The sequence below is a fragment of the Streptomyces sp. NPDC020917 genome (genome assembly GCF_044333795.1).
Classification (GTDB): domain Bacteria; phylum Actinomycetota; class Actinomycetes; order Streptomycetales; family Streptomycetaceae; genus Actinacidiphila.
Genome location: NZ_JBIRRR010000023.1, coordinates 102924 through 125954, shown reverse-complemented (window position 1 = coordinate 125954; position 23031 = coordinate 102924). Strand labels below are relative to the sequence as shown.

Sequence of the window (23031 nt, the reverse complement as noted above, 5' to 3'; positions counted from 1 at the left end):
CGTCCGGACCGGGGGCGAGGCTGCGGGACATGCGCCGACCCGACGCCCAGCGTCAGACCGCCCCCCCTCCTCGCCGACAGCGTCCGCGCGGCACTCACCGCCCTCCACCGCTCGCCCCGATGAGGTCGGGGCGGCGCGTCACGCGCGACGCGGCGTGAAGAGGCAGGAGACGACCACCACCACGGGCCACAGGGCCTGCCCGGCGGTCAGGACGCGTTCGGCGATGCCGGCGGCGCCGCGCAGTTGCAGTTCGACCAGGAACCAGGCGGCCCCGGCCACCATCAGGGCCGACGCCGTCAGCGACGGCACGGTCCGCAGGCCCCAGGGCGTGTTCGTGCCCAGTGGCGCACCCGGGGCGCGGGCGCAGGCCAGGACCGGCCACAGGGCCAGCAGGGAGAAGCCGACCGCGACCACCGAACCGTGGGCGAACGAGCCGCCGCTCTTCGGCGCGGGGAACAGCACCAGCACGATCGCGGCCACCCCGCCGGCGCCGAGCGCCAGACGCCCCGCGGGGGCGGCCGCCCGCAGCCCGCAGGCGGTCGTCATATGGCACAGCCCGAGCGCGATCAGCGTCGTGGACAGCGCCCAGTACCCGGTGTCGCCGTCGGAGGCGAGCACGCTGATCGTCTGGCGGACGGGGTTGTACGCGGCCCCCTGCATCGCCGCGGCCGTCGTCGAGCCGCCGATCAGCACCAGGGGAGCGCATGCGGACGAGAGCACTGCCCACCACGTCACCCGATCCATGAGACCACCGTAAAACGGGCATACCTCCATCTTCTACGTACACGCGGGTGCGTCGAAGCGGTGGCCTTGCCGGGCGGCCGAGCCGCCCATCGGCGCGGCGAGGAGCGCGGCAGCTCCGGTCATGTCCCGCTCGACGCTCTCGTCGCAGCCGACCCCGGCCTTCCGGCGCCGGTTTCCCCTCCGTCTTCGGGGGCCGCGCCGAGGACGGCGTCCGGCAGGCGCCGCGCACCCTCGAGCCATGCGAGGGTCCTGGTGGGAAGCCCCCGCGGCCAGCGGCGCGAGGATCCGGCGCACCGCGGCGACGTCCTCCGGCGGACTGCGGACCAGCCGGTACCGTGGCCCGGCAGCACCCTTGCCGGCGACGGTGCCGGCCGACCCAACGCCGTGACGGGGAACCGCACTTCATGTCGCATCGCTCCCGGCGCACCGCGTCCGGCCCGCCCCGTCCGGCGGTATGCCGGGCACCCGTCGGGGTTGCGGGCAGGCGCGCTCAGAGCCTGTTGCGCGCCTGCGCCGGCCGGCGATCGGTTGACCTCTCGGGCAGGCGATCGCGCCTTCGGGCGATTCTCGCGAGAGGCGGCCACGATGATCAACAGGCGGGACGTCGTACGGGCGGGCACGCTGGGTGCTCTGGTCACGGGGATGCTGGGTGCGCAGGCGGCACCCGCCGCCGCCTCGCCCACCGGGGAGGCGGAGCGGGTCGGCCCCCGGGACTGGAAGCGGCTGGCCGGCGCGCTGTCATCGAGCTCCACCCTCTACCGGCCGAGGGGCGACCGCTACCCGCCGCCGGCGGTCCCGTTCAACCACCGCTACGCCGGGATCCACCCGGGGGGAATCGTCGCGTGCGGCACCACCGCCGACGTCCGCACCGCGGTCCGCCGGGCCCGCTCGGTGGGGCTGCCCGCCGCACCCCGCTCCGGGCTCGGCCACAACCACGCCGGGTACTCCACCACCACCGGTCAGGGGGAAGCGGGCGTACGGCCCGACCGGCTTCTTCCGCTATCCGCAGGGGATCGGCACCTGACACCCGCCGGCCGCGTCGCCGCCCTCGCACCGGGCGCGTCCCTGCTCAGCCGAACAGCGTGGATCCCAGCGGGTTCTGCCGGTCGAAACCGGGGAGCATCAGGAAGGTCGCGCTGGCGGTCGTGGTGGTGAACTGCAGCAGCGCGTCGGAACTCCCCATGTGGGTGAGGGTGCTGGTGAACGTCCGCAGGTCGTTCTGGAAGCTGGCGAAGAGCAGGCCCGCGGCGGGTTCCGCGATGCTGTAGGAGCGGCGGAGCATGAGGCCGGCGCCGACGACGTTGGCGTTCGCCCGGCGGACGTGGGCGTCTGCCGGGACGAGGTAGCGTCCGTCCGGCGTCTTGGCGCCGAGTTCGGGGTCCGAGGCGATCGTGCCGCCGGACAGGGGCGCGCCGTCGGCCCGGCGGCGGCCCATGACCGCCTCCTGCTCGGTGACGGACAGCGCGGCGAAGCGCGGTAGTTGGAGTTCCATGCGCCGCAGGACGGCGAGGGTGCCGCCGGCGACCGGAGCCGGCCCGGCCAGCCACAGGTGGCGCTGCTGGTCGGCCGTGGTGTGCGGGCCCACGATGCCGTCGACGAAGCCGAGCAGGTTCCGCGGCGCGGAAAGGCCCTTGGCCACGGGGACGTTCGGGCCGCGGCCGCCGGACTGCCGCCAGCGTTCGCGTAACCGGTCGCCGGCCTGGTCCAGGAGCGCGGTGGCGACGATCGGGACCACCAGCGCGTCGCCGGCGCATATCTGGATCAGCAGATCACCGCCGCGCGCCTGCGGGGTGATCCGCTCGCGGGGGAACGGCGGGAGGTCCGCCGCGCCGGGAAGGGAGGGGTCGACCGTGCGCACCAGCCGGGGGCCCACCCCGATCGTCACGGTGAGATCGCCGGGCGGCAGGCCGAGCAGCCGGGCGTCGGTCCCCGAGGTCAACGTGCCGACGGAGCGGCCGAGTTCGGCGAGCAACGGGCCGACGGCCACGCCGTCCCGGACGTCGGCCACCACGGCCAGCAGGTTCGGCTGGGCCGGTTGCGGGAGCGTGATGCCCGCCTGGTGGCGGCCCGTCGCCGGCACCGGCGCGGCCGGTGAGGCGGTGGCGCCGTGCTTGTCCGACGGAGCGGAATGCGCTTCGCACCCGGCGGTGAGGCCGGCGGCCGCCACACCCCCGGTGGCACCGAGGAACGCGCGGCGTGACGGATGGGAGTCGGGTGGGCGCACAGTGTGAAGAATGCCATATCCCCTTCCGCGCCTGCGAATTGCGTCGGCGCCCTGCCAGGATCAGGTCATGACTCGCCTCGGTCTTCGCACCATGGTCCTCATGGGCACCCTGACGCTCTTATTGGCCGGCTGCGGTGGGGGCGGGGGCGACGGCGGAACGGGCAAGGGGCGGCGCCCGTCCGGCGCGCACGTGACGATCAAGGTGCCGGCCGACGCCCCGACGATCTCGGCCGCGGTGTCCCTGGCCCGCCCCGGCGACCTCGTGCTGGTCGCGCCGGGCGTCTACCACGAGTCGGTGAGGATCTCGACGGCTCGCGTCACGCTTCGTGGCGAGTCCCGGGGCAAGGTCGTCATCGACGGGCGGTTGCAGCAGCCCAACGGCGTCGTCGTCGCCGCTCCCGGGGTGGCCGTGGAGAACCTGACCGTGGAGAACAACACCCAGAACGGGATCCTGGTCACCGGCTCGGGGAAGGCCGTCGCCGGGCTGCCGGGCCGGTCCGGGGGCTACGACACCGGCAGCGAGCCCGTCACCTTCCTCAAGTCGTTCCTGGTCTCCTATGTGACCGCGACCCGCAACGGGCTCTACGGCATCTACGCGTTCTCCGCGCAGGACGGTGTCATCGAGCACTCGTACGCCTCGGGCGGCGCCGACTCGGGCATCTACGTCGGGCAGTGCAGGCCCTGCCGCATCGTGGTGCGGGACAACATCGCCGAACTCAACGCGGTCGGGTACGAAGGCACCAACGCCAGCGGCGACATGTACGTGGTCGGCAACCGCCTGGCCGGCAACCGGGTCGGGCTCACCACCGACTCCGACCACCAGGAGAAGCTGCTCCCGCAGCGGGGCGCGGTCGTCGCGGGCAACCTGATCGCGGCCAACCAGCAGACGGCGACGCCGCAGCAGGCCGACGGCGGGTGGGGCATCGGCATCGGCGTCGACGGCGGCAGCGACAACGTGTTCGTCCGCAACCGCGTCGCCGGGAACAGCAACGCGGGCCTGGTGATCACCGCGAGCGCCGACATCCCGCCGAACGGCAACCGGATCCAGGACAACACCTTCGCCGCCAACGGCGTCGACGTCGGCTGGACGTTCCGCACCGCCACCCGGGGACGGGGCAACTGCCTGCACGGCAACGTCCTGCGCACGACGGTTCCCGCCCGGCTCCCGGCCCTCGCGTCCTGCCCGCTTCCCGCCGGCGCGTCCTCGCCGTCCGGCACGTGGACGGCGCCGACGGCGCCCGGCGGCATCCCGTTCACCGACGTGGCGGCGCCCCCGGCGCAGCCGGAGTTCCCGAACGCGACCACCACGGGCGCCACCGCCGTTCCGGCGGTGCCGGTGCTGCCGGACACCTCGGACATCGTCCTGCCGTCCGCGTCACTGCTCGCCGCGGGCGCGCGGGTGCGGACGTCCTGACGACGCTAGGGAGCCGGTGTGACGCCGGGCACCGGGTGGACCGGGACGTACTGCTGGGTGTCGAAGTCGATGACCACAGGCTGCGATTGGGAGGCCACGCCGACGCGGACCCGGTACATGGTGCCGTCCGCGCCGATCCAGTAGCGCACCGCGCCCGCCGTACCGGCCGCGGTGCGCGCGTGCGGCCCCGTCATGACGTCCACCCGGTGGCCGGCCACCTGGTCGTGCCCGATCCGGACGGCGCCGTTCTGCGGCAGCAACTCGGCGTTGTCCGGCCGGTCGCTGCCGAGGCCGAGCGCGATGGTCAGCGACGTGTCCAGCGAACTGCCGGACGGCTGCAACGGGCGGCTGAACCAGCCGGACGGGGGCGGCGACGCGGGCGCGTGCGCCGGGGGGTCGGCCATCGGGTGGACGAGCACCGTGGTGGCGGTCCACTCGATCAGCCCGTCGCTGGACGTGTCGCGCCCGGTGCCGCGCACCGTCCCGTAGCCGAGCTTGCCGCGGTAGTCGAGGGACCCGGTGACGACCAGGCCGCCGGCGGTGCCCGGCACGGTGATCGTCACCGCGCGGCCGCCCGCCTGGTAGTTGCGAAACCGCGTGATCGCCAGCCGGTTCGCCTCGTCCGAGGTCACAGGACGCGTTCCGGTGGAGCCGGAGCCGGTGCCGGCCACCAGGAACGTGGTCACCCCGGCCACCGCGATTCCGACGACGCCTGCCAACCAGCGTGTCCGCACGCCTATTCGTGGTCCTGTACGCCGGCCGGCCGCGCGGCGTAAGTGACCTTTCTGGTTTCTCATGCTTCGCACGCGGCACAACGCTAACATGATTGCTGATTCATCCGCTTCGTTCCCCGAATCAGCCATGATCCCGGCCTATTCGCAACGGGTTCGTGAGAGCGGGACCGAACGTGGCGCAGTGCGTTGCGCGGCTGCCGGCGACGGCGACCGGCACTGGAGGTCGAGAACCGAGTGATGGGGCCGCGCAGCTGGCGTGATCAGGGCGTCCTCCACCATGAGCCGGGGGATGTCCCGCCCAGGAGATGTGTGAATTCGGGCCCACCGAACCGGCGGTGGGCCCGAATTCTTGTTCGGCATTCTCCCCCGGCCGCACCGCGGAAAGGCGTCGCGTACGCGAAAGCGGATGGCTGTTCGAGGGACAAACGACAAGGGAGTGTGAGGCCATGAGCCGAATCGGCAGAGATCCGAGCCGACCACCCGGCAAACGCACCGGGCCACTGGCGCGATTAGGGTTGTGCGTTCTGCTGACGGCGGGCAGCGCCATGGGCGCGACCGTCGTTCCGGCCGCCGCCTCGACGGGCGACGGCACGCTGACGGTCGAGGTGCTGCGGGACTTCTTCGGCACCGGCGTGATCAACGCGACCATGGACGTGCCGCAGCGCGGCATGAAGGTGGAGGTCACCGACCCCGCCGGCCACGACGTCACCGGCATCACGGACGCCACCGGAAAGGTGGCGGTGTCCCGCTCGGCCGTACTGACCGGCGGCCGGTACCGGGTCGACGTCAGCGTCCCGGCGCCGTACAGCGACTACCTGCGGGCGGCGCCGGCCTCGACGGCGGCGAACCACTTCGACAGCTTCACGACCTTCGTGGACGTGTCGGGCGGTACCGACGCGTCGGTCGTCACCGGGGTCTGGGACCCCGCCGACTACACGCTCCCGGACTCGCGGTACTTCGTTCCGGTGCAGAACGGCGCCAGCGGCACCGACACCCGCGCCCTGGTGGCGTTCGGGACGAACGTCCGGGGGACGTGTCCCACCGATGTGTCGTGCCCGGCCACGCTGGACACGCAGTCCCAGGTGGGCACGACGTTCGGGCTGGCGTACGACAAGTACCGCAGCCGGCTGTTCCAGAGCGCGTTCGCCCGCCGGTACGCCGCGTACGGGCCGGACGGCGGCGGCGCGATCTACACCGTGCCGGTCGACGGCGGGGCCGTGCCGAAGCTGTTCGCGACGGTGCCGGGCGCCGCGGTGACCCCGCACGACGCGGGCAACATGATCAAGGATCCCGGGTTCACCGACGCGCCGGGCAAGGAGAGCGTCGGCGGTCTGGCGCTGTCGGAGGACGGCTCCACGCTGTACGCGGTGAACCTGCTGACCCGGTCCCTGGTGAGCTTCCACGCGACGGGGGCCGGCGGTTCGGCGCCCGAGGCGACCGTGCGGATCCCCGACCCGGGGTGCGCGGCACCCGGCGACTGGCGGCCGTTCGGCCTCGCCGCCCACGACAACACGCTGTACGTCGGGGGCGTGTGCGACGCGGAGAGCACGCAGCAGCGCGCGGACCTCAAGGCCGTCGTCTACTCGTACGACGGCAAGCGGTTCACCACGGTGCTCGACCATCCGCTCACCGCCGAGCGCGGCACCGTCTTCACCGGTGCCGGCGGAGCCGACCAGGCCACGCACTGGAACCCCTGGAACACCAGCCTGGCGACCTGGGACCAGCGGAAGGTGGGCAACGCCTTCATCGATCCCCAGCCGGAGCTGGCCGGCCTCGCCTTCACCCGGGACGGTTCGATGATCCTGGGATTCCGCGACCGGTTCATGGACGTGCTCAGCGCGAAGGGGCTGGACCCCCGCCTGCTGAACAACACCCCGGAACTCGGCATGTCCGGTGGCGACATCACCATGGCCTGCGCCGATTCCACCGGTGGGTACGCGTGGGAAGGCACCGGCAACTGCCCCAACCACGCCGACCCCGCCAACGACGACGGCGAGGGCAGTGGCGTCGTCGAGTACTTCCCGGGCGACTTCTACCGCGGCGGGCACCAGGAGACCGCGCTGGGGTCGGTGGCCTACATCCCGCAGCAGCAGTGGGCCGTCAGCACGGAGTTCGACCCGACGGTCAACATCGAGACCGCGGGCACCGGCTACCACGACGTGACGACCGGCCAGGGCCCGGGCAACAACCCGACCGGCAACGCGTACCAGTTCATCGGCCAGGAGCAGAACGGGTTCGGCAAGGCCGGCGGGCTGGGCGACATCGCCTACGCGGCGGCGAACGCGCCGATCCAGATCGGCAACCTGACCTGGTACGACGGCGACCACAACGGTATCCAGGACCCGGCGGACGTGCCGCTGCCGGGCTCCACGATCAACCTGCTGGACGCCGGCGGCAAGAAGGTCGCCACGACCAGGACCGATGCGGCCGGTGAGTACTACTTCGGTGGCGTCGGCGCCTCCTACCAGCTGACGCCCGGCGCGAAGTACACGGTGCAGTTCGACGTGTGTACCGCCGACACGAGCAAGGTGCCGAGCCGGCCCCCGGCCGCGAAGCTGCGGTTCACGCTTCCGCTGGCCGGCGGCAACCGGGCACACGACTCCAACGTGATCCCCCCGACGACCGGGAGACTGTGCAACGGCTACGCGCCGGTCACGGCGCCGGCCGTCGCGGGAGGAGTCGACCACACCATCGACGCGGGCGTGTACATCCCCAAGGCACCACCGACGTCCGCGCCGCCGACGACCTCACCGCCGCCGCCGTCGTCCGCGCCCCCCACCGCGCCCACCCCGACGAGCCCGAGCTCAGGCTCCCTGGCCCACACCGGCATGTCCGGCCTGTCCCAGGTGGTCCTTCTCTGCGCCCTGCTCCTCGGCGCGGGCGCGGCAACCGCCTACGTGACCCGTAGGCGCCGCACCCAGCGCCACTGAAGCGCCGCTCCGCGACAGCCCTGGCCGGCCCGCCCGCAATCCCCTCCCGCGGGCGGGCCGGCCAGTTGCCGGTGCGCGGTTCCGCCAGCCGGTCAGTCAGCGGAGACGACCGTCGTCCAGTCGAGGCCGCCGTGCGCGCCGACCGCGGGGGCGAAGCCGCCGCCGGGGAGGCCGGCGAAGAACTTCAGGACTCCGTGGCGGGTGGCGGCGTAGAGGTCGGGGATGCCGTCGCCGTTGGCGTCGCCGGTGCTGAGGATGCGCGGGTAGCGGGCGGCGGTGAAGCCCTCGCCCACCGTCGTCCAGTCGGCGGGAGCGGCGAGCGTGCCGTCGGCGTTGCCCGCGGCCAGGCTGAGCTTCCCGGAGACGTCGTCACGGACGAGGATGTCGGGCGTGCCGTCGCCGGTCACGTCGCCCGGAGTGATCACCGTGCTGTGGTCGAGGCCGGTGGCCAGGACGGTGGCGGTCATCCCACCGAAGTCGCTTTCCCAGTGCAGCAGTTGACCGTTCTCCACGGTGAGGATGTCCTGGAACCGGGTGGACGTGCCCAGGCTGCCCGACGTGCCGTGCAGGATCTGCGTGGCCGCCGTCCAGCTCGTGCCGTCGGCACGGCTCCACGGACCCGTCGACGACCCGCGCGTGCCGAAGTCCCCGAGACCGTTGTTCGGGACCCCCGTGACGTAGCCGGTGCCGCTGATCCGGAGCAGGTCCTGGTAGCCGTCGAAGTCGAGGTCGCCGTCGCGGAGCACGCCGCCCTGCCCCCAGCCGTCGCCGGTGTCCGCGTACGTCACCGCCCTCTTCAGCGTGCCGTCGCCCTTGCCGTACAGCACGTACAGCCTGCCGTCGGTGCCGGTGGCCAGCAGGTCGGCCCTCCCGTCGCCGTTGAGGTCCCCGGCCTTGTCCCGCGTGGCGGTGGAGGCGACGTAGAAGGTGTACCGGACGGTTCCCGAGACGTTCCCCGCCCGGTCCACGGTCCGGACGTTCAGGAAGTTGGTCCCCCACTGGGTGGGGGTCAGCTTCACCCGCGCGGTGCCGTCCGCGGCGACCGGCACCGAGGCGTTGCCGCCGGCCGCCAGGTCGCGGTCGAGCGCGTACTCGAAGCGGACGGTGTCCTCCGAGCCGGGCCCGGACACCTTGAAGGTGAAGGTGCCGGTGGTGCGCACCGGTGGCGCCGGCGTCGTGGAGCCGTCCGGCGGGAACACCCTGGACGTGACGACCGGGGTGGCGGGCGGGGTGAGGTCGGCGACGAAATGGCAGTCGCCGGACCATTCCGAGGCCGTCCCCACCTGGTCCACGTCTCGCGTGCGCCAGGTGTAGGTGACCCCGTCCGCGAAGTCGGCCGAGGGAAGCAGCGCGCTCCTCGTGGAGCCGCCGTATCCGGAGGCGGTGACGTCGTACGGCGCCGACCCGTCGCCCGGCTCGACGAGGAACTCGGTGTCGTACCAGACCGACGGGCTTCCGTTGGACGTCGCCGAGAAGGTGATGCCGCTGACGGTCCTCCCGACGTATCCGTAGGGCTGGTTCGCCCCGCAACCGTCGTTGTCCGCGCCGCCCACCGGCGCGGGGCTGATGCCGAGCCCGCCCGGTGCCGGCGTGGGCCCGTCGGCCGCCCGGGCCGTGCCCGGGACCGCCGCGAACGCCGCGCCGAGCAGCAGGGTCGCCGCCGCTCCGGCAGCCACCCGTCTGAATCCGTACATGTCTGACTGTGTCGCCGTCATCCAACCCCCCCAGATAACCGGCGCGGTTGCGACTCCCGCCGGCGTCCGATCGGTGCTCGTCGGTGACGAGACCGCTGATCAATGTAGGGCCGGGGTCCGACAACGCCAACGGGAATTCGCCGGTTCGACCGGCGCGCTCCATGTCCCGCTGGTCCGCGCGGCGTTGGGCGGTCCGGAGGAGCGTGGAACCCGGCCCGAACGGGCCCCGATCTCCACCCGAACGGCCGCGTGGTGACGCGGGGGATACGTTCCGGCGCGTGAACTGGTGCGGCGACGGCGCCGCGTTGCCCGGGGGCCTGCGGAAGGGGGGCGCCGTCGCGTTCCCGTCAGTGCGCGGCCGGTATCCGCTCGGCCGCGGCGATCGAGAGGCGACGGCATGAGCCGTGCAGCACCGGCGTTGACCCTGGACTACCGGCCGAGCCAGCCGACCGGCTGGTTCGACCCCGACCGGCCGCGGACGCTCGGTGGGAACACCGCCGACCGGGACTTCGTCCATGACTGCAGGTCGTACCGCATTGGCCTGCTGCCGTTGGGCGGGCCCGCCGTGACGGCGCCGGCCCCGGTGTACGAGGACGTGCCGGCCGACCGGACACTGCGGTTCCGGTCCACCGTGGCCGCCACCGCCCCGAGGCGGCGGGCGCCGCGGGGCCGCCGGCCGCGCCGGGTGCGCACCCCCTCGGTGCTGCAGATGGAGGCCGTGGAGTGCGGCGCCGCGTCGCTGGCGATGGTCCTCGGCCACTTCGGCAGGTTCGTTCCGCTGGAGCAGCTGCGGATCGCCTGCGGGGTGTCCCGCGACGGCTCGCGCGCGAGCAACCTGCTCAAGGCCGCCCGCAGCCAAGGCCTCCGGGCCTGCCGGCCCGCTCCAGCACGGGCGGCGCGGCGGCCCGTGACCGCCGGCCCAACGCCGCGACCCGCGCTCCCAGTTCGCGGAACGCGAAGGGCTTGGCGAGGTAGTCGTCCGCACCCAGGGACAGGCCGGCGACCCGGTCGTCGACGGTGCCGGCCGCCGTCAGCATCAGCACCCGCGCGGTGCCCGGTCCGGCGGTGACGGCACGGCACACCTCGTCGCCGTGCACCACCGGCAGATCGCGGTCGAGGACCACCACGTCGTAGTCGTGGACGTGGAGGTGCTCCAGGGCCGCGCCACCGTCGTACGTTGGCCGACCCAAAAAATGGGGCCGCCGAATTGCCAGGCTGAACTAGCATTCTGCCGCCGCCCGCGAGCCGGCCCCACGTTCGGGCCGGTGGCCGGGCCACTGACAAGGGGGGGATTCCTTGACCAGAACCGAGAGATCCGTGACCACCACCCGCTGGCGGGCCGGACTTGTCGCCCTGGGGGCGCTAGCCCTCGCGCTGCTCGGGACCGGACCCGCGCACGCGGCTGACGGGACGGCCGCCACGCCGACCGATCTCTTCAACGGCTACCAGCACTGCTCCACTGACCCGACCGCGCCGACCTTCCTCTGGGGAGGCAACGGCGTCTTCGTCGAGGGCGTCGCCCAGGGCACGCCGCCTTCGAACCCGACGGGCAGCGGCTCCATGAGCATGCAGTACAGGGTCTGGCCGGTGGCCGACCCGACCCAGACCACCACCGTCGCGAGGGACTTCGCCACCGCCGGCTACGAGGCGGGCGCGCTCCTGCCGTCCGAGGTCCTGGCCGACGGGCAGACCTACGCCTGGCAGGCGCAGACACTCTCCGGCACCTCCGCTTCGGACTGGTCGCCGGCCTGCTACGTCACTCTGGACGACGTCCGCCCCGACCAGCCGCCGACGGTCACGTCGCCCAACTATCCGCAGAATGTCTTCAACCAGGGCGGGGAGCCTGTCCAGTTCACCTTCGGAGCCAACGGGGTCGGTGACGTCGCCGGATACGAGTACGACTGGCAGCAGGGTCTGGCCGCCGTCGTCGTCCCGATCGGCGACCACGGAATCCCGCAGCCGACGGACCCGTACAGCGACCCGAAACACTTCGTGCACGCGACGACACTCGGCGGCTCAGCCACAGTAGGCCTGATCCCGCCGAGCGGTTCCGGGCCGTACCGCCTGTGGGTGCGCAGCCTGGACCGTGCCGGGAACCCGTCCGACGAGACCGACTACATGTTCTACGTGAAGTACGACGGGCCCACCGCAACGCCGCTGGTGCCCGCGGTCCACTTCGACAAGGTCACACCGTTCCGGCTCACGCCGAACCCGGACCTCCAGGCGATCTCCCCGGTGGTCGGCTACAGCGTGGAGACCTTCGGCGCGAACGGCCAGCAGACCACTCAGGTCAACGCGGCCGGGGACGGCTCCGCCGAGGTGAACCTCACCCTGAACGGCGCCTACGGAGACTTCTTCTACGTTTCCAGCACCAGCGCCAACGGCTGGATCAGCTCGTCCTACTGGTGGACCACCGGCCCCGTCGACACCAGCCCGACCGTCAGCTCCGACGTCTACGCCGAGAACGCCTCCAGCGGCGGCGCGGGCGTTCCCGGCACCTTCGCCTTCACGCCGAAGGTGAAGGGAGTGGCCAGCTACACCTATTCCGTCAACTGGGGTACGCCGACCACGGTGAAGGCGACCGCGGGCGGCTCCGCCCAGATCTCCTGGACCCCGCCCGAGAGCGGCTGGTACGACCTGCAGGTCTACGCGACCACCAAGGACGGCATCCAGCTCGCACCGTACGACTACTACTTCACCGCCAACTGAACGATTTCCACCCAGGTCCCGAACAGGAAAAGGCCCAGATTTCTCATCTGGGCCTTTTTGACCCGTGTTCACCGCCCGCACTGGTGCGCATCGGGTGTGGCGGGCGGTGGCAACGAGGGCGTTGATCCAAACGATCAGTCGCGGTGGCCCGAACGGTTGCTTGCGACGGGACGCCTTGGACCGTAGCGACAGCGATCAGATTGCCGTTGGCGGCAGTTCCGTCCCGTTGACGGTCAGTCGCCACTGAGGCTCAGCCCCTCTCAGGAGTTCCTTCCCACGACGTCGGGGTCGTCCGACATGACCCCGACGCCAAGGGGTTCCTGGTCAAGGTAGGTCTCGTCTTCCCCGAAGTCCGGGGCCTGGAAGGGGTGTGTTGTCGGAGGTGTCGATGGCGAAGTGGCACACCGGGGTTGACCTTCCAGAGCGGAGAACAGCGACGTCAGATCGATGAGAGGTCTCACTTTCGTGACAGGTCCCGGAGTGGCCCGGTGTGCGGTGAGCGGGCGGAGCAGTCCTACAGCTTGGTCATCCTGGCGTACGGGCTCAAGATCCGCATGCGGACCGAGCCGAAATCCACGAGCGCCGCGACGCCGTCCTCGACGCCCACCACCCGCCCGAGGCCGTGCACGTCGTGGGTCACCTGGTCGCCCGCGGCGAAGTGCTTGGCGACTGGCGTGACCGGGGCTTTGAAGGGGCTGGTGGGCAAATGTCGCTTTGGTGCAGCGGGTCTTGTCATGGCTCAGTATGACCCCACGTCCGTCCCGTTCGGTGTGGCCGTTGACGCAGATTCGGATGGGACAACCGTGATCACGCCGCTGAACTGGGGTTTCGAGAAGCAGGACGGCGGTATGTGGACGACCGATGGCGATGACGTCCTCATGGATTCTGCCGAGGCGGGAGCGGATCTCGGGGTGGCGTACCCCAACGGAGGCGGCATTCCGGAGCAGGCCGGGGTACCTGTACCTGCGGGGGCATGGCGCGTGCGCGCGGTTCACACGGGTGGGGAGTTCCGTGGGTCGGCGTAAGTCTTATCGGTGGTGCAGGACGGCGGGGCGGGTGACGGGAACGACGGTGAGCAGTCCGTCGAGGCCCTTGTAGCCGTCCGGGTTGGTGGTGAAGAGCGGGAGTTCTTCGGCGATGGCGATGGCGGCGATCATGAGGTCGGCGACGCGGCGCCGTGGCTTGCGACCGGCGCCGATCACCGCGGCGCAGACTCTGCCGTAGATGCGAGCGGCTTCGGTGTCGAAGGGGATGGGGTCGAACTCGTTCTCGGCGCGTTGCAGGATGTCGAGGCGTCGGCCGCGTTCTGCGTGTTCGTCGTAGTCGTTCTGCTCCTCGTCCCGGCGCACCTCGTGGGGGCCGGCGGACAGCTCCGCCAATGTGATGGCGCTGATCGCCACCTCGGCGGGGAGTTCCGACGGGTCGAGCCACTTGCGCAGGATGACGATGTTGGTGTCGAGCAAGCCCTGGGCGTACTCAGCGGGCATAAAGGTCGTCCGCTTCCTGCTCGGCGGTGGCGGACTGGTCGGCCCGGAACGCCTCCAGCGAGACGTCCGACGCGGTACGGGACATCGCGGCGAACTCCGAGCGCGGGACGAATCGCCGGCGCCCGCGCAGCGGGATCAGCTCCCCGATCTGGTGCCCGTCACGCGTGACGGTGAAGGACTGCCCACCCTGGACGGCGTCCATGATCTCCTTGGACCGGCTGCGCAGGTCGCGCTGGGTGATCTCGGGCTGTGCTGGCATGGGTCAAATGTAGCACCTGGTAGCACCGCGTGCTCAGGGGGAAGGGGCCAGCTTCAGACCGGAGTCAGCCAGTCGACCAGCGGGCCATGGCGTAAGGCGGGTGAGTGCTGCGGTTGACGGGTATCTCGATCTGCACCCTGAATCAGTCCCACGCTCCGTTTTCGAGGTGTCACCTACGGACTGAGAAGGTAGCCGTCGCGCGGCGGCCGCCCCGGGTGCAACGTTCTCGGAACCACCCTGTCCACCCGTCCTCCGAAAGCCGACCTCACAGGCGGAATCTCGGTGTTCAACTCGCCGCCGCAGAAGGGCCCCTGCCGTGTCGGACGCCGTATCGACGCCGGTCCCCTCGACGAGGCGGTAGACGGACCCGCGGGAAAATCCCGGCTACCGCCGGCGTTCATCCGCCCTCTCTTCGTCTACCGCGCGGGTCGTGGCAAGTTCCCTTGCGCCCGGACCTGACCGACGGCATGGTCGCTGAGATCGTCGCCATCAACGACATCGAACGCAGGCCCTGGAAGCGGTGCGCCGACGCGATCGCCTTGACACCCAGGGTCGTAACATCATTCGGTGCCAGCCTCGAAGTCCAGATTCTCTGGTTGGTGTCGTAGTTCTTTGATGTTGCGGGTAACGGGTATATCGATTCCTACCTCTTCGAACGTTGCATCATCACACCAAACGCGACCCTCGCCGGAGAGGATGAAGCCTATCCGGATGGTCGCGCCTTCGTCAGGCACGTCTAGGACAACATCGCGACGGCTCCAACGCTGGGTGCCCGAAATGCTTCGGGCGTCAGAGGTGTTGTCGAACTCGACTGTGTTGTGGAGAGTGTCGTCCACGCGAAGCCAAATCCCTGCCCAGTTGGTGACGTTTCTGGCCTTGAGCATCGCGGACAGGCGTACCCGTTTGCCTCGGTAAGCGTCCGCCTTGAATATCTGGGCGATGGAGGCGAATTCCTTGGCGCCGGGCCGGGCTTGAATGAAGGCACTAGCATGACCACTGTGGAAGGTCTGCGTGTCGACGCCGAATTCGTAGTCCTCAGGCCGCGCCCCGGTCACATACCAGCCCTTAGGTAACGTGCTGGAGCCAGCAATATTCGAGGGACCTGCTTGGAACTCTGAAAGGATCTTGGTTGTCTCGGCCCTTGTGCGCTCTGACTCGGCGTCCAGCTTCCGAACCTCTGCTCGCGTTCGGGAGCGGGAAGTGAGGTATGTGATGACCGCTACTACTCCGGCACCGAAGATCGGCCCTGCGATTGTTAAGAGAGACAAGTTGACGGCTCCCCAGGCGGCATACGTGGTGATGATGGTCGCGCGTACGCATCTCCCCGTGGTGATGTGACCGGGGACCAGGTACATACTGATCGGCCTGTCCCTGGTTCAAACCCACAGAGCCCGAGAGGCAATGCTGGTCATGGATGCCTGCCGCCCGACCGCGACCTACTCCCGACTGCGTGCCTTCGCCTATGACCTCTGGCGCATCCGCCACACCACCCGGGGTGGCCCCATGCTCAACAACACCATGGCTCGGGTGGACCAGTCCTCGGAGTGCGCGGCCCAGATCTACTAACACTCGGACCGTGAGCGGCTGAAGACATCACTGAATTGATCCAGGCAACACAAAAGGCCCGGGTCTTCGACCTGGGCCTTTTCGTATGGAGCGGATGACGGGAATCGAACCCGCGCTCTGAGCTTGGGAATCACAGGGGCCTTGTCGGCATCCGTGCTGGTCAGAGATGCGAGTGGTCCTGAAGTGTTTGCGGGACCGCGCCCGTTGGCGGCCGTGGTCGACCGCTCTGTACCGCTGGGAGTAGTGCGGATGTGGTGCGGCGGGCAAGCCCTACCGATCGTGCAGGACGGTGGGCCGGGCCACGGGGACCACGGTGAGTAGATCGTCGAGGCCCTTGTAGTCGGCGGGGTTGGTGGTGAAGAGGGGGAGTTCTTCGGCGATGGCGATGGCGGCGATCATCAGATCCGCGACCCGGCGGCGCGGCTTGCGTCCGGCGCTGATGACGGCCGCGCAGACCCTGCCGTAGATGCGGGCGGCTTCGGCGTCGAAGGGGATGGGGTCGAACTCGTTCTCGGCGCGTTGCAGGATGTCGAGGCGGCGCCCCCGTTCCGCGTGCTCGTCGTAGTCGCTCTGCTCTTCGTTCCTGCGCACCTCGTGGGGTCCCGCGGACAGTTCGGCCAGGGTGATGGCGCTGATCGCCACCTCGGCAGGAAGCATCGCGGGGTCGATCCATCTGCGCAGGATGACGATGTTGGTGTCGAGCAGGCCCTGGGCGTACTCAGCGGGCATAGGGATCGTCCGTCCCCTGCTCGGCCGTGGCGTCCTGGTCGGCCCGGAACGCCTCCAGCGAGACGTCCGAGGCCGTGCGGGACATGGCGGCGAACTCCGAACGCGGCACGAACCGCCTGCGCCGGCGTAGCGGGATGAGCTCCCCGATCTGGTGCCCGTCGCGGGTGACGGTGAAGGACTGCCCACCCTGGACTGCGTCCATGATCTCTCTGGACCGGTTGCGCAGGTCGCGCTGCGTGATCTCGGGCTGCGCTGTCATGCCCCGAGGATAGCAAGCCGGATCACTGCGTGCTACACGGTGCTACAACCGAATGGCGCACTGTGTGCCGTGCAGGGGTCGACGAGACGGCGACTCTCCGCCGGTCGGTCGATCGGTGCGCCGAGCGGGACGGATCGAATATGGGGTTAACAAGCTGTGGTCAATCTCTTCCTCGGACTGAACCCGTCGTCTGAGGTCTGTAATGGCGAGTTCCCAGCTCAAGGCGATATTGACGACGCCAATGAAGCGGCAGCTTCCCTTGGTGGACCGCTCGCGTATCTGAGCACCGTCGGTGCTCATAGGTGTTCTTCTTTGACTTCGGTGTCATCTGGTCTCTACGGTCATCTCGTCGTGAACGGGTGGCACGTGTGCGGGAGGCTTCATGGACGGTACGGCCGCGGAGGACGATCGCCTGCTGTCGAGGTCCGAGATCGCAGAACTCGCTGGAGTCCGGCGGCCGGCGGTGACCAACTGGGAGCGGCGCCACGCTGACTATCCGAAGCCCGTGCGGAGCGGTGAGGTCGAACTCTTCGGTCTCCGCGCGATGCTCGGCTGGCTCGACTCGAGGCCGATCCCGACGCGCGGTCGTGTCTCTGGCGAGGCGGAGGGGATAACCTACGCGGACCGCGTACGCCGGAACCTTGCCGCCTTGGCCGGGACGCGCCAGGAAGCCGTCGCCGTCGGACACGTGGCGGCTGACCGCCGTCAAGCATTTACGGAGGGCCGGCGCACAGACGACTTGGCCCGGCTGGTGGGACCGCTGGGCGACGCGGTACGCGGTGACGGGTCGATGCTGGACTACATCGTGTTGCTCATGTCCCTGGTGTTCCTGCGGAGCAACGCCGGTTTCCGCTGGGAGGCGCTCCAACGAGGCGTGCGGGCACGGTCCGAAGCCATTGCCGCCGCAGCACTGCTACGGGACATCGGAGAAGCGGCTGACGAAGCGCTCCGGCTGCAAGGTGTGACACCGGGCGTGCGTGATGCGCTGCTCAGGTTGGAGCCTCGGCGGCTCGGCGACCTGCACGAGGCGATCAACGGGACGGAGAGCCTCGGCATCGATGAGTTCCGCGATTTGGTGGACCTGTTCGGCTTCCATGCCAACCCTCGCAGCGATCAGTTCTTCACTCCGCGCCCCGTCGCACGACTGATGAGGGACGCGGCGCTGACCGAGGGGAGCGCGGTCCGGTACGTGTACGACCCGTATGTGCGTGCCGGGGAGATGCTCGATGTCGCGGCGGAGCGCCTGTGCCCGACTTCTCCGCTGGTCCTGCGAGGCCAGAGCCCGCACCCTGGCACGCTCCGGCTTGCGGCGATGAATCTGGCGCTGCACGAAGCCGCGGTCGAGTTGGCTGCGGGCAGCGGGGCCCCGTGGAACGACCTGGAACGGCAGCGTGGCAGGGGAGCGGATCTGATCTTGACCAATCCGCCTTTCGCTGCAGCCGGAGTGGAGCGAGGGCTTCGTGACGGAGCCGCCCTGTCGTACGGTCGGCCTGCCTCGGGCGGCGTGGCTTTCGCCTGGCTCCGGTACGTGTTGCTGTCACTCCGGGACGGAGGGCGCGCGAGTGTGGTGATGCCGGTGAGTGCGGGCGCGTCCACCGATCACCGGGAGCGTGACATTCGGCGAAAGGCAGTCGAGGACGGGGCTGTCGAGTGCATCGTTGCTCTACCGCCCCAGCTCTTCTCTCGAGCACAGGTCTCTGTGTGCCTGTGGTTCCTGCACCGCCCGCCAGTGGCACGTGAGGACATCTTGTTCGTGGATGCCCGGGGGTTGGGTGACAAGGCGATGCGGGGGCCCCGCGTCCTCTCCGACGAACATGTCGCGGCTGTCGTGCAGACGGTCCAGCAATGGCGAGGGCGCCATGGCTTCCACCCGGGCCGCCAGGGCGCGGGGCATGTGGCGGTGGCCGTTCCGCGGGACGTGATCCGGGAGGCCGGTTACTCGCTCCAGCCCGCGGACTACATCGACAGGTGGATGTCCGTGGCGGCGGCGCCCGATGACGCCATGAGCGAAGCGGTCGCCACGGGGCGGCTCCTGGCGAAGACATTGACCCGCGCGGCTGCCACGGACAGCATCGCCGACGAGATGGCCTTCAGGCCGCAGCTGCCGGCCGCTGCCTTCTCCTACGACGGCCTGCCCCACGGTTGGCAGCGGGTATCTCTCGCTGATGTGGTTGACGTCGCGGCCGGGCCGTCCTATTCGCGGCTGCCGGCCGACACCCGCTCCATGGCCGGCGATGTGCGCGTCGTGATGCCCAAGCACCTCCGAGCGGGACGTATCGCTCACGGCGAGATGCAGAAGGTCACGGAAGACCTCGCCAAGCCGCTTGCCCGCTTTCGCCTCATGGCTGGGGACATTCTGTGTGTCCGCTCCGGTGCTCAGATGCCTCCTGCTCTCGTCGAGGAGCAGGAGGCTGGCTGGCTTTTCGGCACCAACCTCATGCGGCTGCGCATCCTCGACACCTTTCAGACCCGACTGCTCGACCCCGGCTACTTGATGGCCTATCTGTCCTTGCCTGAGACGTTGGGATGGCTGAGGGAACATGCGCAAGGAACCGCCGTCCCCTCTCTCAGCGTGAGAGTGCTCGGCCAATTGCCATTGCCTTTGCCGCCATTCGCCCATCAGCAGCGTCTCGGTGCAGCCCTGGGTGCCATGGACGCGCAGATCACGGCGCACCGTGAGATCGTCCTGGCCGCAACGCGCCGCCGTGCCGTCCTCGCAGCGCACCTGATGACAGGCGTGCTGATCCCGGAATGAAAGCCTCATTCCTCGGCTCCTCCGTGAAGGAAGAATTTCGTGAACAGTCCGCCGCCCGCGCCGCAGTCCGCGACGCGGTATCTGTGGATTCTGGTGGCATTCCTGTTTTCGCTGATTGTGGCACTCGCCGCAGGAATCCTGAGGGCGAGCACCGGGACCGGGCTTGCCGAGACCATCCTCTACGGCGGCACTGCCTTCGCCGCCTCGATGGGCCTCTGCCTGGCTGTCCTGTCAGCGGCCGGTCAACTCTGACGTCGGACCGAAAAAGGGACAAGCCCCAGGGTGGTTACCTGGGGCTTATCTAAAGAGCGGATGACGGGAATCGAACCCGCGCTCTGAGCTTGGGAATCACGGGCGGTCTGTGGTGGCAGGGCCGTTGGCCTGCGGATTCGTCCTCTCAGCCTGGCTGGGTGTTGTCCGCTGTGCACCGGTGGGGAGCGTGGTTGTCCGTCGCGCAGAGCACGGTGCTGGCACGGTGTTCCACCAGGGGGGCCGGCTTGTCCAGCTTCGCGGGGTGGGGGGTGCGCCCCGGGGCGGCTTCGGCGGCGGCGTAGCCTGTGCCTGCGGGGGCGGGTGGCGGCAGCGCTTGGTCGATGCCCTATATGTCCGATCCTGCTCTTCTTGCTGAAACGGCGCTGTTGGTTGATAAAACTGCAGGTCATTCAGTCCGCTCCCCGCGCCTGCGGGGATGAGCCCACCCGTCGGCGGATAGCCTGGACGCATGCCCGCTGCTCCCCGCGCCTGCGGGGATGAGCCCGGGGTACGCCGCAGCGTCGCACTCCTCGCCGACCGCTCCCCGCGCCTGCGGGGATGAGTCCTACACCTCGCGCCGGGGCGCGAGCCGAAAGACCCGCTCTCCGCGCCTGCGGGGATGAGCCCGCGCGCCCCACCCTCGCGGATCCCGATGTCCGCCGCTCACCGCACCCGTGGGATGAGCCCAAGATCGAGCTCACGGCCGAGGTCGAGGAGAACTGCTCCCCGCACCCGCGGGGATGAGCCCTGTGCACGAACGGCCGCCGATGTGCCGGGACCTGCGTCCCGGCACCGCTTGCCGAAGCCATTGTCGCCCAGCTCTGGGAGGAAGACTCACCCCAACGACAGCCGGAAGCGCCACGACAACAGGCACGAAAGCCACTCGCCCCCCACGACTCATGCGCCCACAACCGGCAGATAGCCATGCAGAAGGCAGCCCAGGAGCATTAAGCCAGCGATCAGCACAAGCAGACGGGCACACTCGCTCATCTCCATCCCCCACCGCCTGACTGGCACGGGGCTCGTCCCCGAACGCAGATCGGCAGCAGACCCCTTCCCGCGACTCCGTGGCCTCTTTCAAGTCGCAGACGCTGCCGGCTGTTCTGCCGGCACCTATCTCAGCGAACCCCGTGACCAAGGGACTCCGGAGCGCTAACCTCGCAACCTGGCCTGTCCGCGAGAGGCCCGAGGGGCTGCGACTCGTTGACAGTTGGGGGCTGTGGGGACGGGGTAAATGAAGGTCACCTGTCCTGGGGGAGAGGAGGATGAGTGCGTCTGTGGGCACTGCTCGTACAAGTGTCGTCGCCCAGACGGGTGGTTTGGGCTGCAGCCGCAAGCTTCTGACCTCGTCCGATGTGCCATACCCTGATATTGATCTTGTTTTTGCCGTCGCAGGCAGGGGGGCTTTAGTGTTTACTAAACCCAGTAGGCGGGTAATCTGGAGGGGTGACTCTACGTGCTTCCATGAGCGCGTTGAGTGCGCAATCAGGCTTGATGAGTCATCCCCCGCGGCCGGGTTCTGGACACAGATGGAGGAAGGCGAGTGGTCTGAAGATCCTTATTTCACAAGCCCCCCAGACGACGAGCAGATTCATACGGTGGCTCAGCTGCTCGCCAAGATCGAGTACATAGGGCTGAATGGCGAACCGCCAAACAGGTCGGCAATCAACGACCTCTGTGAAGGCGTCTGGGAGTTTAAACATGGCTGGCACCGTGTCGCCTACTTCGACACCCCCGGCGACGGCACATACGAGCCGAAACCGCGCATCGGCGATAGGCGCGAAACAGATCCGGACTGCCAGGATGACTATTGGTGGTACCCGCACATGGACTCCATTCTTCGTTTAACGAATGCATGGAGTAAGACGGGGCAAAAGGCACCACCTGAGGACATCCAACTGTCCCTCACTATTCGTGAGGAGGACGTCGAGCATGACAAAATCTGACCAGAGTATGATTGAGCGCTACGCTGGGTTTCCGCGCGGCGCACAAGAATTGTCCGCCGCGCGCTTGGCGCAATCAGTGGTTGCAAGTCTGCATCGAGCGATTTCCGCGAGCGGAAAAACCGCCCGCGAAGTCGCCGGTCTTCTTGGGGTGACCGAGGGTGCTGTATCTCAGGTGATGAGTGGAGACGGAAATATTCGAGTCTCCACTATTGGTCGTTACCTTCGAGCCATGGGCTACGAAGCCCGCATCGAAATTGTCCCTGTCGAGGAATCTGCGCCACCGATCACGCCGGCTCGAAGGCGCAGTCCTAAGCGGCAGGGAGATGAGACTCAGGTCGCACCGCGTGAAGAGCGTGCAACGGTATCCGTTTCACATTTGAACGTAAGCGATGGCGATGTCGTTGCGCAGGCGATTCTACTTGTGCTGCCCCATGAATTTCCTTCGGGTGCTCACGGTCGGGTGGAGGCTGTCCACGATCCTGAAAAGTCATGGCACATTCTAGGAGCCATGACGACCGGAAAGAGCAGGTCTAGGTGGCGTACGTCCTCTGTCTCCACGGTTGGCCGTGACACCGAGGGCACTCGATTCGTACCGAAAGACTCGGGAGCCATCTAATGTCCGAGGATATGGGGTCGGATGCGGCAGCCGCAATCCGGGAATCAGCTTCTTTGATCAACGTTCTTCTAGGTGAAGTTGCGGTGGTTCGAGGCCCGGCGTCGCATTACAATCCGGGTCCGGCTAATGTGTCGATCAATTCAGAGGGATCATTTCATCGACAGTCGAACGAGGCCACTAGCAGCGGTGTGGTTATTTGCAAGGACGAGTACGTCGCTCAGCTCCGTAATGCCGACGACGAGTCTATTGCAGAGATTAAAGCATCCTTTGTCGCCGCTTTTTCTGTGGAGACAGAGGATGCGCCTAGCGAGACTGATCTAGATGAGTTTGCGGGATCAACGGGCAAGCTGGTGATACGCCCGTACGCCCGTGAGTTCATTCATCAAATGTCAACGCGTTTGGGGGTCCCCGCATTGACATTGGAAGTTTTGCACTTCAAGGGAACGGTCTTGCCCGAAGAAGCGACTCAAGTCCGGGCTGAGGGGCTAGGAACTTGAGACCTTTCGCGCAGCCCGCGTGGGTGGCTCTGACCTCCCAGCACTCGTCGCTGGCCCGGCACGGGATCGCTGCCGCACTGGATGCGCGTGTGAAAACCGGGCGCGCCAAGACTTGTGGTGCGGATCTGGTGCGGGATGAATAAAGAGGTCTGAACAGCACAAAGGGCCCGGGTTTTCAGCCCGGGCCCTTTCCAAGGGAGCGGCTGACGGGAATCG

At 68.9% G+C, this 23031-nt stretch carries 20 protein-coding genes, 2 pseudogenes and 1 CRISPR repeat array; of the genes and pseudogenes, 11 read left to right on the top strand and 11 right to left on the bottom strand.

The features are described 5' to 3' along the window. Nucleotides 1-138: 138 nt before the first annotated feature. On the bottom strand, nucleotides 139-744 hold the full coding sequence (locus tag ACH4TG_RS34770) for a DUF998 domain-containing protein (protein WP_398246645.1): 606 nt from the start codon (nucleotides 742-744) through the stop codon (nucleotides 139-141). Nucleotides 745-1813: 1069 nt separating this feature from the next. Continuing rightward, a complete protein-coding gene (locus ACH4TG_RS34765; RefSeq protein WP_398246644.1) occupies nucleotides 1814-2968 on the bottom strand; it encodes a Dyp-type peroxidase in 1155 nt (384 codons plus the stop codon). Between the two features lie 67 nt (nucleotides 2969-3035). Between ACH4TG_RS34765 and ACH4TG_RS34760 the strand changes: the two genes are divergently transcribed. Further along, entirely contained in the window at nucleotides 3036-4382 is a 1347-nt protein-coding gene (locus ACH4TG_RS34760; RefSeq protein WP_398246643.1) for a right-handed parallel beta-helix repeat-containing protein, read from the top strand. A 5-nt stretch (nucleotides 4383-4387) separates the two neighbouring features. Here ACH4TG_RS34760 and ACH4TG_RS34755 read toward each other — a convergent pair whose 3' ends face one another. Continuing rightward, nucleotides 4388-5068 carry a hypothetical protein gene (locus ACH4TG_RS34755; protein WP_398246685.1) on the bottom strand — a complete coding sequence of 227 codons (681 nt, stop codon included), beginning with the start codon at nucleotides 5066-5068 and terminating at the stop codon, nucleotides 4388-4390. Between the two features lie 593 nt (nucleotides 5069-5661). On the opposite strand from ACH4TG_RS34755, the gene ACH4TG_RS34750 reads away from it, so the two are divergent. Next, complete coding sequence (locus ACH4TG_RS34750) at nucleotides 5662-8046, top strand: SdrD B-like domain-containing protein (RefSeq protein ID WP_398246642.1); 2385 nt, start codon at nucleotides 5662-5664, stop codon at nucleotides 8044-8046. A 92-nt stretch (nucleotides 8047-8138) separates the two neighbouring features. Here the strand turns inward: ACH4TG_RS34750 and ACH4TG_RS34745 are convergent, their stop codons facing one another. Further along, nucleotides 8139-9740 (bottom strand): FG-GAP repeat domain-containing protein, encoded by a 1602-nt coding sequence (locus ACH4TG_RS34745; protein ID WP_398246641.1) that lies wholly within the window; start codon nucleotides 9738-9740, stop codon nucleotides 8139-8141. A gap of 397 nt (nucleotides 9741-10137) precedes the next feature. Between ACH4TG_RS34745 and ACH4TG_RS34740 the strand changes: the two are divergent. Beyond that, nucleotides 10138-10551 (top strand): annotated as a pseudogene (locus ACH4TG_RS34740) (cysteine peptidase family C39 domain-containing protein); the annotation flags it as partial. Between the two features lie 61 nt (nucleotides 10552-10612). Here ACH4TG_RS34740 and ACH4TG_RS34735 read toward each other — a convergent pair. Beyond that, a pseudogene (locus ACH4TG_RS34735) lies at nucleotides 10613-10915 on the bottom strand (response regulator transcription factor); the annotation flags it as partial. A gap of 121 nt (nucleotides 10916-11036) precedes the next feature. Here ACH4TG_RS34735 and ACH4TG_RS34730 point away from each other — a divergent pair. Then, the gene (locus ACH4TG_RS34730) at nucleotides 11037-12449 is read left to right on the top strand and encodes a hypothetical protein (RefSeq protein ID WP_398246640.1); all 1413 of its coding nucleotides are present in this window, start codon (nucleotides 11037-11039) and stop codon (nucleotides 12447-12449) included. Nucleotides 12450-12963: 514 nt separating this feature from the next. Here the strand turns inward: ACH4TG_RS34730 and ACH4TG_RS34725 are convergent. Then, complete coding sequence (locus ACH4TG_RS34725) at nucleotides 12964-13185, bottom strand: hypothetical protein (RefSeq protein WP_398246639.1); 222 nt, start codon at nucleotides 13183-13185, stop codon at nucleotides 12964-12966. Here ACH4TG_RS34725 and ACH4TG_RS34720 point away from each other — a divergent pair. Further along, on the top strand, nucleotides 13184-13474 hold the full coding sequence (locus tag ACH4TG_RS34720; protein WP_398246638.1) for an Imm21 family immunity protein: 291 nt from the start codon (nucleotides 13184-13186) through the stop codon (nucleotides 13472-13474). The two genes, ACH4TG_RS34725 and ACH4TG_RS34720, sit on opposite strands and share 2 nt — an antisense overlap. A gap of 3 nt (nucleotides 13475-13477) precedes the next feature. Here the strand turns inward: ACH4TG_RS34720 and ACH4TG_RS34715 are convergent, their stop codons facing one another. From ACH4TG_RS34715 to ACH4TG_RS34705, 3 genes are all read right to left on the bottom strand, one after another. Beyond that, the gene (locus ACH4TG_RS34715; protein ID WP_398246637.1) at nucleotides 13478-13936 is read right to left on the bottom strand and encodes a type II toxin-antitoxin system VapC family toxin; all 459 of its coding nucleotides are present in this window, start codon (nucleotides 13934-13936) and stop codon (nucleotides 13478-13480) included. Then, nucleotides 13926-14195: a type II toxin-antitoxin system Phd/YefM family antitoxin gene (locus tag ACH4TG_RS34710; protein WP_398246636.1), complete on the bottom strand. Its 270-nt coding sequence runs from the start codon at nucleotides 14193-14195 to the stop codon at nucleotides 13926-13928. The genes ACH4TG_RS34715 and ACH4TG_RS34710 overlap by 11 nt, the downstream gene beginning before the upstream one ends. Nucleotides 14196-14755: 560 nt before the next feature. Next, nucleotides 14756-15550 carry a hypothetical protein gene (locus tag ACH4TG_RS34705; RefSeq protein WP_398246635.1) on the bottom strand — a complete coding sequence of 265 codons (795 nt, stop codon included), beginning with the start codon at nucleotides 15548-15550 and terminating at the stop codon, nucleotides 14756-14758. A gap of 55 nt (nucleotides 15551-15605) precedes the next feature. Between ACH4TG_RS34705 and ACH4TG_RS34700 the strand changes: the two genes are divergently transcribed. Further along, complete coding sequence (locus ACH4TG_RS34700) at nucleotides 15606-15761, top strand: hypothetical protein (protein WP_398246634.1); 156 nt, start codon at nucleotides 15606-15608, stop codon at nucleotides 15759-15761. 270 nt (nucleotides 15762-16031) lie between these two features. Here the strand turns inward: ACH4TG_RS34700 and ACH4TG_RS34695 are convergent, their stop codons facing one another. Together ACH4TG_RS34695 and ACH4TG_RS34690 are read right to left on the bottom strand one after the other, a co-directional pair. Further along, the gene (locus tag ACH4TG_RS34695; protein WP_398246633.1) at nucleotides 16032-16490 is read right to left on the bottom strand and encodes a type II toxin-antitoxin system VapC family toxin; all 459 of its coding nucleotides are present in this window, start codon (nucleotides 16488-16490) and stop codon (nucleotides 16032-16034) included. Beyond that, on the bottom strand, nucleotides 16480-16749 hold the full coding sequence (locus ACH4TG_RS34690) for a type II toxin-antitoxin system Phd/YefM family antitoxin (RefSeq protein WP_398246632.1): 270 nt from the start codon (nucleotides 16747-16749) through the stop codon (nucleotides 16480-16482). Before ACH4TG_RS34690 ends, ACH4TG_RS34695 begins: the two co-directional genes overlap by 11 nt. 382 nt (nucleotides 16750-17131) lie before the next feature. Here ACH4TG_RS34690 and ACH4TG_RS34685 point away from each other — a divergent pair, with 382 nt between their 5' ends. From ACH4TG_RS34685 to ACH4TG_RS34665, 5 genes are all read left to right on the top strand, one after another. After that, nucleotides 17132-19504 carry an N-6 DNA methylase gene (locus ACH4TG_RS34685; RefSeq protein ID WP_398246631.1) on the top strand — a complete coding sequence of 791 codons (2373 nt, stop codon included), beginning with the start codon at nucleotides 17132-17134 and terminating at the stop codon, nucleotides 19502-19504. A gap of 39 nt (nucleotides 19505-19543) precedes the next feature. After that, nucleotides 19544-19756: a hypothetical protein gene (locus tag ACH4TG_RS34680; protein ID WP_398246630.1), complete on the top strand. Its 213-nt coding sequence runs from the start codon at nucleotides 19544-19546 to the stop codon at nucleotides 19754-19756. A gap of 415 nt (nucleotides 19757-20171) precedes the next feature. Continuing rightward, a CRISPR array of direct repeats spans nucleotides 20172-20504; the repeat unit is 29 nt; unit sequence CCGCTCCCCGCGCCTGCGGGGATGAGTCC. A gap of 850 nt (nucleotides 20505-21354) precedes the next feature. Continuing rightward, nucleotides 21355-21702: a hypothetical protein gene (locus tag ACH4TG_RS34675; protein ID WP_398246629.1), complete on the top strand. Its 348-nt coding sequence runs from the start codon at nucleotides 21355-21357 to the stop codon at nucleotides 21700-21702. Next, complete coding sequence (locus ACH4TG_RS34670; protein WP_398246628.1) at nucleotides 21689-22318, top strand: helix-turn-helix domain-containing protein; 630 nt, start codon at nucleotides 21689-21691, stop codon at nucleotides 22316-22318. Before ACH4TG_RS34675 ends, ACH4TG_RS34670 begins: the two co-directional genes overlap by 14 nt. Further along, the gene (locus ACH4TG_RS34665; RefSeq protein ID WP_398246627.1) at nucleotides 22318-22815 is read left to right on the top strand and encodes a hypothetical protein; all 498 of its coding nucleotides are present in this window, start codon (nucleotides 22318-22320) and stop codon (nucleotides 22813-22815) included. Before ACH4TG_RS34670 ends, ACH4TG_RS34665 begins: the two co-directional genes overlap by 1 nt. Nucleotides 22816-23031 lie beyond the last annotated feature (216 nt).

Bases quoted from the DNA above. Each gene is read 5' to 3' on its own strand.
- ACH4TG_RS34770 (WP_398246645.1), bottom strand. From the start codon at position 744: ATGGATCGGGTGACGTGGTGGGCAGTGCTCTCGTCCGCATGCGCTCCC.
- ACH4TG_RS34760 (WP_398246643.1), top strand. From the start codon at position 3,036: ATGACTCGCCTCGGTCTTCGCACCATGGTCCTCATGGGCACCCTGACG.
- ACH4TG_RS34750 (WP_398246642.1), top strand. From the start codon at position 5,662: ATGGGCGCGACCGTCGTTCCGGCCGCCGCCTCGACGGGCGACGGCACG.
- ACH4TG_RS34745 (WP_398246641.1), bottom strand. From the start codon at position 9,740: ATGTACGGATTCAGACGGGTGGCTGCCGGAGCGGCGGCGACCCTGCTG.
- ACH4TG_RS34720 (WP_398246638.1), top strand. From the start codon at position 13,184: ATGGCTCAGTATGACCCCACGTCCGTCCCGTTCGGTGTGGCCGTTGAC.
- ACH4TG_RS34725 (WP_398246639.1), bottom strand. From the start codon at position 13,185: ATGACAAGACCCGCTGCACCAAAGCGACATTTGCCCACCAGCCCCTTC.
- ACH4TG_RS34715 (WP_398246637.1), bottom strand. From the start codon at position 13,936: ATGCCCGCTGAGTACGCCCAGGGCTTGCTCGACACCAACATCGTCATC.
- ACH4TG_RS34710 (WP_398246636.1), bottom strand. From the start codon at position 14,195: ATGCCAGCACAGCCCGAGATCACCCAGCGCGACCTGCGCAGCCGGTCC.
- ACH4TG_RS34705 (WP_398246635.1), bottom strand. From the start codon at position 15,550: ATGTACCTGGTCCCCGGTCACATCACCACGGGGAGATGCGTACGCGCG.
- ACH4TG_RS34700 (WP_398246634.1), top strand. From the start codon at position 15,606: ATGGATGCCTGCCGCCCGACCGCGACCTACTCCCGACTGCGTGCCTTC.
- ACH4TG_RS34695 (WP_398246633.1), bottom strand. From the start codon at position 16,490: ATGCCCGCTGAGTACGCCCAGGGCCTGCTCGACACCAACATCGTCATC.
- ACH4TG_RS34690 (WP_398246632.1), bottom strand. From the start codon at position 16,749: ATGACAGCGCAGCCCGAGATCACGCAGCGCGACCTGCGCAACCGGTCC.
- ACH4TG_RS34685 (WP_398246631.1), top strand. From the start codon at position 17,132: ATGGACGGTACGGCCGCGGAGGACGATCGCCTGCTGTCGAGGTCCGAG.
- ACH4TG_RS34670 (WP_398246628.1), top strand. From the start codon at position 21,689: ATGACAAAATCTGACCAGAGTATGATTGAGCGCTACGCTGGGTTTCCG.
- ACH4TG_RS34665 (WP_398246627.1), top strand. From the start codon at position 22,318: ATGTCCGAGGATATGGGGTCGGATGCGGCAGCCGCAATCCGGGAATCA.